At 43.9% G+C, this 10,184-nt stretch carries 8 protein-coding genes; 4 read left to right on the top strand and 4 right to left on the bottom strand.

What is annotated here, in order from left to right; translation table 11 throughout:
- Positions 1-211: 211 nt before the first annotated feature.
- The 3 genes from QD47_RS28195 to QD47_RS28185 form a co-directional block, all read right to left on the bottom strand.
- A complete protein-coding gene (locus QD47_RS28195) occupies positions 212-796 on the bottom strand; it encodes a histidine phosphatase family protein (protein WP_044649242.1) in 585 nt (194 codons plus the stop codon).
- A 72-nt stretch (positions 797-868) separates the two neighbouring features.
- Positions 869-1,741 (bottom strand): carbohydrate ABC transporter permease, encoded by an 873-nt coding sequence (locus tag QD47_RS28190; protein WP_044649241.1) that lies wholly within the window; start codon positions 1,739-1,741, stop codon positions 869-871.
- A gap of 16 nt (positions 1,742-1,757) precedes the next feature.
- Positions 1,758-2,708 carry an ABC transporter permease gene (locus QD47_RS28185; protein ID WP_044649243.1) on the bottom strand — a complete coding sequence of 317 codons (951 nt, stop codon included), beginning with the start codon at positions 2,706-2,708 and terminating at the stop codon, positions 1,758-1,760.
- Positions 2,709-2,864: 156 nt separating this feature from the next.
- Between QD47_RS28185 and QD47_RS28180 the strand changes: the two genes are divergently transcribed.
- The 3 genes from QD47_RS28180 (at position 2,865) to QD47_RS28170 (ending at position 8,305) form a co-directional block, all read left to right on the top strand.
- A complete protein-coding gene (locus QD47_RS28180) occupies positions 2,865-4,664 on the top strand; it encodes a cache domain-containing sensor histidine kinase (RefSeq protein WP_044649240.1) in 1,800 nt (599 codons plus the stop codon).
- Between the two features lie 243 nt (positions 4,665-4,907).
- Positions 4,908-6,518, top strand: coding sequence for a response regulator transcription factor (locus QD47_RS28175; protein ID WP_044649239.1), 1,611 nt, complete (start codon positions 4,908-4,910; stop codon positions 6,516-6,518).
- Between the two features lie 104 nt (positions 6,519-6,622).
- On the top strand, positions 6,623-8,305 hold the full coding sequence (locus QD47_RS28170) for a type 2 periplasmic-binding domain-containing protein (protein WP_044649238.1): 1,683 nt from the start codon (positions 6,623-6,625) through the stop codon (positions 8,303-8,305).
- Between the two features lie 715 nt (positions 8,306-9,020).
- On the opposite strand, the gene QD47_RS28160 is transcribed toward QD47_RS28170, so the two are convergent.
- Positions 9,021-9,494: a hypothetical protein gene (locus QD47_RS28160; RefSeq protein ID WP_152643898.1), complete on the bottom strand. Its 474-nt coding sequence runs from the start codon at positions 9,492-9,494 to the stop codon at positions 9,021-9,023.
- A gap of 173 nt (positions 9,495-9,667) precedes the next feature.
- Here QD47_RS28160 and QD47_RS28155 point away from each other — a divergent pair, with 173 nt between their 5' ends.
- Positions 9,668-10,180 (top strand): helix-turn-helix domain-containing protein, encoded by a 513-nt coding sequence (locus QD47_RS28155; RefSeq protein WP_044649235.1) that lies wholly within the window; start codon positions 9,668-9,670, stop codon positions 10,178-10,180.
- The last annotated feature ends 4 nt before the right edge of the window (positions 10,181-10,184 follow it).

Below are 10,184 nucleotides of genomic sequence, written 5' to 3'. Positions count from 1 at the left end.
TGGCTTTCAATAGAATTTCACTTAACGTTTCCGTATTCACGACGTCCAAGCGGCTTAAGGACCGCAGGTCCGGGTGGCTCTGCCACTTAGCCGGTTGAATGTGTCCGGTGGATCCACTTCCCTGAAATGCCTCTTCCGGACCAAGGGTCGAGTTTGTCTCGGCCCGCAGCGTTGAATGCAATGTTATATGATATCACAGCCTTCCTCGAATTCACCCACAATTCACTTCTTTATATATTCTTTGAGTATCTATTAATTCTTCATCGTTGAACTCCATTCTATATACATCTGGTTTTGAGGTTTTCATTAAGAACTCATACCCGTATTGATCATCGAAGTATCTCATCATTAATATCATGACCAACCCATGTGTTCCTATTGCTATCTTCTGCCCCTTATAGTTCATTATTATTTCTTTTAATCTTGTTACAGATCGTCTTTGACAGTCATTTATGGACTCACCAAAAGGTTCCTTATAATAAGGGTCTTTAAACATCTTACTTACGAGTGAGTATACTTCTTTGTCTGGAATAATCGTATCCTCTCTTGAAAATACAAGTTCTTTAAGATCTTCAAACACTAAAATCTCTTTATCACTTTGTTGTGCCAACTCTTCAATTGTTAGGATTGCTCGAATATATGGACTTGAAATAAATACACTAATTCCTTCATCCTTCAGCAGTTCGGTTATTCTATGGGAATCAAACTTTCCTTTTTTAGTTAATCCTCGAGTTCTTTCATTTCCTTCCGATTTGGATGATTCACTATGTCTAACAAAGTAAATATATGTTTTCATATTTGCCCCTGGCCTAGTCTCGGACTAGTTCAGTAACTCCCTTTTCAAACCCTATTTCAATAGGTAGATTTATTATTCTTTTACCGCCCCGACCACGATCCCGGTCACAAAATAACGTTGCAGAAACGGATACACGAGCAGGATCGGCAGTGCACTGATAAAGATTTGCGAGGCCCGAATGGTTCGCTGGGACAGATTGGCGACGACTTCCGGGTCGAGCTTGGACATGTCGGCCTGAACGATAATCGTCTGCATAAATGTCGCCAGTGGAAGCTTTTCTGAATCTCGAATATAGATGATCCCGTCAAAATAAGAGTTCCAATGTCCGACCATCATGAATAGGGAAACCGTGGCAATGACGGGTATGGAGACGGGCAAATATATTTTGATAAAAGTCTGCAAATGCCCTGCCCCATCAATAAAAGCGGCTTCCTCCAGATCCTTGGGTACGGTACGGAAGAAATTAAGCAGCAGAATAATGTTAAATACCGCAACCAATCCAGGCAGAATCAATGCCAGCAATGTATTCATCAGTCCAAGCTTCAGAATCAGAATGTAGCCCGGAATGAGACCACCGCTGAATAACATGGTGATGACAAAATACCAAAGGTAGATATTGCGTGCACGGAAGACTCGCGTCTCCTTGGAGAGCGCATACGCTGCAATCGTATTTACCACTAACGCAAGTCCCGTTCCAAGTACCGTCCGCTCCACAGACACCCACAAGGAGGAGAGGAAATTGGCATTATCAAACGTCTTGGAATAGGCTTCAAGCGTAAAGCCAATCGGCCAGAACGTAACCAGTCCGGCATTGGCAGGTGCGGATGCGCTAAGAGATACCATGAGCAAGTGATATAAAGGCAGCAAGCAGAGCAGCGAAAGGATGGTCAGGAACACATTATTGAATATGCTGAATACTCGATATGGAATCGTTTTATGGTACATCGGCTCGTCATCCTTTCTAGAAAATTCTGTACCCCGCGAATCGATAGGCCAGTCGGTATGAGATCACGATCAGGATTAAGCTAATAACCGATTTAAATAAATTCACAGCGGTAGCGAAGCTGAACTGCCCACTAAGCAGACCTTCCCTGTACACAAAGGTATCGATGATATCCGCTTGCTGATAGATTAATGGACTATATAAGTTAAAGATCTGATCGAAGTTTGCATTGAGCACATTGCCTAGTGCCAGGGTTGCGATCACGATCCCAATCGGAATAAGCGCCGGGATGGTAATATACATCGTCTGCTTCCAGCGCCCCGCCCCATCCACTTCAGCCGCTTCATAGAGTGACGGATTAATACCGGACAGTGCCGCCAGGAAAATGATCGTGTTGAAGCCAAACTCCTTCCAGACATCACTTGCAATGATCGTAAAGCGGAACCAGTTGCCATCCCCCAGGAAGAAAATCGGCTTGATGCCGAATACAGAGGAAAGGAATTGATTGATGATCCCTGTCTGGGCCAGAATATCGATCAGAATGCCTGATAGCGTAACCCAAGACAAAAAGTGCGGAAGATACACGAGTGTTTGAATGGTTCTTTTGAGCGCCATCTTCCTGACCTCATTCAACAATAAGGCGAAGATAAACGGAATAATCAGGTTCATTACAATTTTGGAGCAGGCAAAAAACAGCGTATTCCACGTAATTTGCAGGAAATAATCATTCTCCCACATGTACCTGAAATGCTTCAGTCCGACCCATTCAGAATTGAAAAAACCCAGTGCAGGTTTATAGTCTTGAAATGCCATAAGAATCCCGGACATCGGAATATACGAAAAAATAAAAACCATAATGGCCGCCGGAAACACCATCAAGTGGAGAATCCATGGTTGTTTATAGACTTTCTTTTTTCTTCTATTCGGCTTGCTTCCAATGTTCGCCTGCGGCACCCGGTTAGCCTCCATATTAGCCTCCATAGCGCTCTCCTGTTCCCAAAAAAAGTTTTTGTGTGTAATGAGGATCTCTGCTATAAATAGTATCAGGCAATTCTCAGGTCTGACTATATAACATTGTTAGGATGGATATGGTTTTGTTAGGAATATCGATTGAAGGAGACTTTTATGAATATATGGAAGCGCTTTATATTATTCCAAGGAACGGCTCGATCCCGGTTTAGTCTGTTTGCCAAAATAAACTGCTTAATCGTGGTTTTGTTCATCCCCATTATTATCATGTATACCTACTCGAACAATGTCACCTACGATGTCGTAAGCAAAGAGCTGCAAATATCCAACACCAAACAGCTCACGTTTTTATCCAGTCAGATCGATTCCCGCATTAATCAGATGATGGATTTCAGTCTTATTCTCTCTAGAGATCCCAATGTCAGAGCATTCAATGGTTTGAACATGTGGGATGATCTTTATGACCAGATGCAGACCCGATATGTCATTCAGGAAAAGATGATGCTTCAATCCGGGGTCACAGATATATGGCCCACCCGATATGCTGTGTATTCACAGCAGAACCAAGATGTCATCGCCAACTACAACAGATCATCAGGGTATGATGAGAATTACCTAAAAAGAAATATGAGTGGCCAATGGACATATGGTGATCATGGTGCGGAATCTCAAGAGGAGCTTCAATCCTTTTACTGGTTCTTTACCGATTCCTTGGCCCAGCCGGGGATGTTGACGGGAAGCAACCTGGTGATTGAAGCCAGCTTCAGTTATGAGAACATTCAGAACATGCTGGACACGTACAAGAAAGGTGGACAAGGCGATCCCTTCTTTTATCACAAAGGGAATTCGCCCATTCTGAACCGCAGTGCAGACAAGCAGCTATCCGAAGAACTCATTCGTTATCTGGATACTCACTCCCCGGAGGACACTACACCGGATGTCGTGAAGCTGAATGGGAAGAACTATCTGGTCAGTTCTGTAAAGTCTTCATATTTGGATTGGCATTTAGTAGATGTGGTCCCACTCTATCAGATCCTGCAACCCATTTCACTCAGTCGGAACCTGTTCTATCTCTTTATGATTCTGCTATTTGTTGTGGGCATTTCCGCTTCAATACTACTGTACAGAAACGTTCAATATCCGATCAAAAAGCTGATCCAGGGCTTACAGCGTGTGCAGCGGGGAGACTATTCCGTACGTCTGCATAGCAAGGATCAGAATGAGTTCTCATTTCTGTTTCATCGATTTAATGATATGTCTCATCAAATTCAAGATCTGATCGAGAATGTATTTCATGAAAAGATCAGAGCCCGGGAAGCCACGCTGAAGCAGCTGCAGGCGCAGATCAATCCCCATTTTCTGTATAACTGCCTTGGCTATATCATCAATATGGCCCAGATGAAGGATGAAGAAGCGGTCATCTCTATGGCTTATAACTTAAGTGCGTACTATCGCTATACCACCCGAGTGGAACGAGAAACGTCTTCTTTGAAGGAAGAAATCAAGCTGCTCGTCAACTATTTGGATATCCAAAAGCTGCGCAATGGGAGAATTGAATATCATATCGATATCCCTGAGCATATGCTTAGCCAGTCTGTTCCACGTTTAATGCTTCAACCGATTGTGGAAAATTCGGTCATTCACGGCGTAGCGAAGTCGTATTCATCTGGTGAAATCCGAATTAGCGGGGAAAGATCGGACGGTTTCTGCAAAATTTACATTGATGACGACGGACCCGGCCTGAGCCCGGATCAGTTGGAAGCTCTGAATCGTAAAATGCAGCAGCCGCTGCAGGAGGAGATGGGCTGTGGTCTCTGGAATACGAACCAGCGGATCATGCACCTATTCGGCAATCAGTCATGCCTTATTTTCAAGCCGTCCCCGCTCGGCGGATTCCGAACAGAGATCATCTGGGAGATTCCAACAGAGGAAGAAAATCATAACGATATAAGTTGAACTAAACATTTACACGATAACGGAGAGGGCAGAACAAATCTGGAGAAGCGAAGCGTTCGCCTAAAAGCTTTCTGAAAGAAAGCTACATCGGAAGCATAGACTTATCCCCGGATTTCCCCTTTTGTAAGGGATTCAAAAAGTCTGGGGATAACAGCGATCGGAAGGTGGTTCTGACCGCGCAGTGGTCCCGTGTAAAATCATTCGTTCAACTTATATATACAAACCATCAAGGAGACAAATAACATGCAGATGATCATCGTAGACGATGAAGCACACTGGGTAGATAACCTTTCCATGACCAAACCCTGGCACACGCTGGGGATTGAACATGTGCATAAAGCTTACTCAGCACATGAAGCACTACAAATTATCGATACGCACCCCATTGATATTGTGATCTCGGATATTCAGATGCCCGAAATGACAGGTATTGAACTGATCGAACGGATCAGAGTCCGTGACAAAAAAATAAAGTGTATTCTTTTATCCGGATATTCCGAATTCGATTACGCCAAAAAAGCCATCCAGTACGAGGCCGTTGATTACTTGCTGAAACCACCGACTGACGATGAATTGATGGGCGCCGTTCAAAAGGCCATTGATCAATTAAACACAGAATGGGAGCTCATAAGCTCACTTAAACGAACCCAGTTTACCCTTCGGGAGAATCTGCCCCATTTACGTGGTCGACTGCTCCTTGAGGCCTTACAGGGACATCGATTCGCAGCCGGCGAATGGGAACGGAAACTTGCGAATTACGATCTGCCCTTCCACGACGGAGATTACGCGTTAATGCTTGTACGTATGGAAGAAGAATTCAGGCACTATGACAACAACGATCAAACCTTGATCGAATATGCAGTCAGCAATATGGCTGAAGAGATTATGGGTGAGTTTATGGAAGTCTGGGGCGTGAAGGAGGAACATGGATATCTGGTGTTTCTGCTTCAACTTAAAGAGAACGATACCGACATTGGAAAAGAAACTATACTGGAGAAGCTTTCTGTGCAGCTTCAGTCTAAGGTCAAGCAGTTCCTGAAGGGTTCCCTCTCCATCGTCATCACCGAGTGGTTCCCGTTTCCAGAACAGCTATATGACCGCTTTCGGCAGGCCTCGGCTTATTTCCGGCAAATTGTCGGAGATGAGCGCGAATTCGTGATGCGGGTCAGTGACGTGGAAACGCCCGCAGCGCAAGGCCCCCTGGATGTCCTGTATACTCCGCCCTCTTTCATTCATCTGTTGGAAAGCGGGCAATGGGATGCCGCAGAAGAAAAAATAGTAGCCGTCTGTGAGGAGCTGGATGAGAAATGGTCGGAATCGTGGGAGCATTGTATGGAGGCAGGTTTTTTAATTACGGCTTCTTTCACCAATCTCGCACACCGAAATAGGCTTACTCTGGCTACCTTAATGGGTAGCGATATTGAGTGGCTGCAGAGCGGGAAAGCTTTCTCCACCATCAGTAAACTGCGAAAATGGTCGCTTAGTGTGCTCGGCAAACTCAAGGAAGGCACGTCCAACGAAATCAAAGACATACGTTCCGAGTATGTGAAGAAGATTCAGGATTTTACGGATAAAAACCTACATCTGGATGTTTCCCTCCGTGTACTGGCCGACCATGTCAATCTGCATCCGACCCATTTGTCCAAGATTTATAAGATTGAAACTGGTGAAGGCATAAGTGATTATATCTCGCGCCTGCGCATGGATCGTGCCTGTCACAAGCTGAAAATGACCACCAAAAAAGTATATGAAATCAGCATGGAGATTGGATATATGGACCCTGCTTATTTTATCAAGGTGTTCAAACGCCAGTTTGGGGTCACGCCGCAGGAGTACAGAGACCATCATAAATAGCATGATAGAGTCCTATCGAAACTAAAAAACTCATATAGATGCCATCCCCGCCGACTTGGTACAGTTACACTTGTAAAGATCATACACCGTAGGGGGATTGAGGAATGATCAAATTCAAAGCATGGTGGTCGCTGCTCATGGTCATCGCACTTATCACAATTACAGCCTGTGGCAGTGGCGAAACATCCAATGAGAATGCCACGAACGATAATACGCCGGCGGCGGTCGGTTCACCCGAAGCAGAAGCTGCTTTTGCAAAAGGGAAATACGATCCACCCATTGAGTTCAGTTCGGTGTTGATGCCGAAGAAATACGTTCAAGGGGACACCAAAGAAAATAACGTTCACGATCGGTGGATGCTGGAAACGCTGGGCATGAAGCATAAAGATACCTGGTATCCGGCCAATGATGATCAATACAAACAAAAGCTTCAGTTGGCCATTGCCTCTGGCGAGAAGCTGCCTGATTTCGTTTCGGTACCCACCAATGCGGTATTGACCAATCAACTTATTGATTCCGGTCAATTCATTGCCATCGATGAGTTGTTCGACAAGTATGCAAATAAAATTCTGAAAGACCACGCGGCAGCGCATCCGGAGCTATGGTACCCTTTCACCAAGGACGGCAAGAAATACAATATGCCGATCCTGGAATACACAGATAATGACGACGCACTGCTGTGGCTCAGGGAAGATTGGATGGAAAAGCTGAATCTGGAAGCTCCCAAAACCATCGCGGATCTTGAAAATATCATGGATAAATTCAAGAACGAGAACCCGGATGGCTTAGCACCTAATGAAGTTTTTCCACTCGCAATTTCCTTGAAAAATAATACTAACACCTGGATGGGCTCACTCGATTGGTTATTCGGAGCATACGGCACGATCCAGGAGCAGTGGAACAAAGACGCCGATGGCAATCTGGAGTACGGCTCCATTAATCCAGGTGCAAAGCAGGCACTCGCGAAGCTTAGTGAATGGATGGAAAAAGGCTATATTCATTCCGACTCCGCCCTGTGGGATGAAGGTAAATCTGCGGAGAGCTGGACGAAAGGCGCCGCAGGCATTCTGCCTGGAGCCAACTGGATTCCAGACTGGCCAGCCCCCGATCTGTTGAAGAATGTACCTGGAGCGAAAATTAAAGCTTATCCGATTCCAGCAGGTCCAGATGGACTCATCGGTACGAAATGGCAGAACTCCGGCGTCAACGCCAGTATTATGATTAACAAGGACGCGAAGCATCCTGAAGCCATTTTCCTGTACTATAACTATCTGCTCGATAACCTGGCTAACCCGGCCGCTGGCAGTGAATATGAATACGGCTTCGCCAAAGGCTACGATTGGGACATCGTGGACGGACAACCGACCAGTGATAAAGAGAGGATTAAAGACTTCTCCAACGAATTCCCTTTCCTGACGGGCCCGGCACGTATCCCGGATCTGTACATGAAGACACTCGTTAAACTGGCTGATGGGAAGACGCCAGAAACCCCTTATGAGAAACAAATGGCCGAGTTCCGCAAACCCGAAAACTGGGCCGCAGCCAAGGTAGTCATGTCGCAATTAGACATTCGCAAGCAAAACTACTTCACGGGTGCTGCGACACCAACGATGGTATCCAAATGGAACCTGCTTCGCCAGTCCGAAATGGAAACCTTCAACAAAATCATCTACGGCAAGCTGCCGATCGATGCCTTTGACCAATTTGTAGCCAATTGGAAATCCAATGGCGGTGACCAAATCACCCAAGAAGTGAATGGTTGGTTCAAGTCGGTGTCTGGGAAGTAAGGGATAAAAATAAGAAACAAATTAAAACAAGCCGAAGCGTGTATTTCTGTCGCTTCGGCTTGCTTTGGTTCAGTTTAAGATCGCTACGCTTTATGGGCATTCGGCCTTTCGCTTTCGCCTTCTGCCCCCATAGACTGACACAGCAAGGAAACCGTGAGCTGAATGCCATCCTGTAATCCTTGTAAGTATAACCTCTCATTCTGTATCCCCTTGCTTAGAATATGCCGATTCTCCCACTCTGCATATTTCTATGATTTAGACTTGCAGCGACGAAGCCAATTTATGTTTTTAATATAGGGCACTTATGTAATTTAGATTGCTATTTGACTTAACAAATTTGCTTTAATTTGAAGACTGTTCTCTCTTCCTCCACCCATAGAAATCCTATAATATTTCTCATTTTTTCTCCTCGAAATTGTAAAACTCTTTTTATCGGCTTCAAGTAAGCACGTCTTTATTACATTAATATCATCTTCTGAAAAAATGAACTGCCAACTCGAATATTCTTCATTTCCAGTAGTTCTTTTCGATCTATATTTCATATAAATATTAGTAGAAATTTTATAAACTCTTCTATCATCACCACCTTCAATTAATGCAGGGATCATATTGTTATTGAATAGAAGCGATAATGCTGCTCCGAAATCCTTCCCTTAAACCTAGGCTACCTAAGGAAACGCAGCTTTAATCTGTTGCTATGTGATGAACTATGCCCTCAGGATAAACCCTCAGGAAATCTTCCTTTAATAAATTCTTCATATTCGATTCTAACCTTGTTATAACAGTTTAATAATAATGCACGTAAAAATGAAAATGGAATATCAGTTGTGAACCACCCTTCCTGATCCTCGTACAAATTGCTTGTATAAGATAGGAAAGGCACTTTAATAAATCCTCCATAATCAATTAAATTTCGAAATTCATGAATAGCATTATTACGATAGTCGTAAATACCGTTGGCGATAGTGTAGTGTGAAAAATATTCCTTATCTTTCTGGTCTACATCGTCTAATGTGAAGAATGAATCTAATGGAATCTCTTCTCCATCTCTTACCAATTCAAGCTTTTCTTCTATTTTTTCGAAATACTGCTTATATTGAGTTCTGATAGTTGGATCTTTATAGAAATCATTAAGGAAGCGGTGAATTTGCAAGCATTTTAATTCTTTTTCAAAATTTGAATAATTCATAATAAAATGAGTAACATTCTTTTTATGATTTCCTCGTCTAGGGTAAAGCTTCTCTGTGAAATTACTTAGATATTCTATATAAGTTGAACTAAAGATTAGAAAACTATGGTAAGGAATTCGCTTCTGCATGTCGAAGTAATAAAGTAACAACTTTAGACAGGCAGGGGAATCGCATGAAACATTCAGCCTCATTTCAAGAGATCCACACCGCGATGAAGCAAGCAAAAGATCGTCGGATGTTTGAACGCTATCAGACGCTGTATTTGTATCTACAAGGAACAGAAGTCGAGCAAATTGCTCATATCATTAACCGAAGCCCCAAAACCGTAAAAGGGTACATTCAAGCATATGACACACGCGGGCTTTCCGGACTGCAAATGAATCATTCGCCAGGAGCACCTGTCCGATTAACGAAAGAACAACTGGAAAAGTTGAAACAAACGATCGTGGACTCCGTTCCACATGATGTAGGCTTTACCGCGCGTCACAATTGGACACTGGAGATCATTGCAGCCTTCATCAAAAGGGAGTTTGGTCAGACGTATTCGCTTCGGGGTATCTCTAAAATGATGCATCGTCAAGGGCTAAGCTATACCAAGCCAACCTATACCTTGGCAGCGGCGGACGAAAAAAAGCAACGAATTTTTTCGGAAGTCACGTTTCCAAATTTAAAAAAAGATACATGACGGC

It is taken from the genome of Paenibacillus terrae (assembly GCF_000943545.1).
Lineage (GTDB): Bacteria > Bacillota > Bacilli > Paenibacillales > Paenibacillaceae > Paenibacillus > Paenibacillus terrae_A.
Note: the sequence above shows the minus strand (reverse complement) of the source record. Positions and strands in the feature narration are given on the sequence as shown.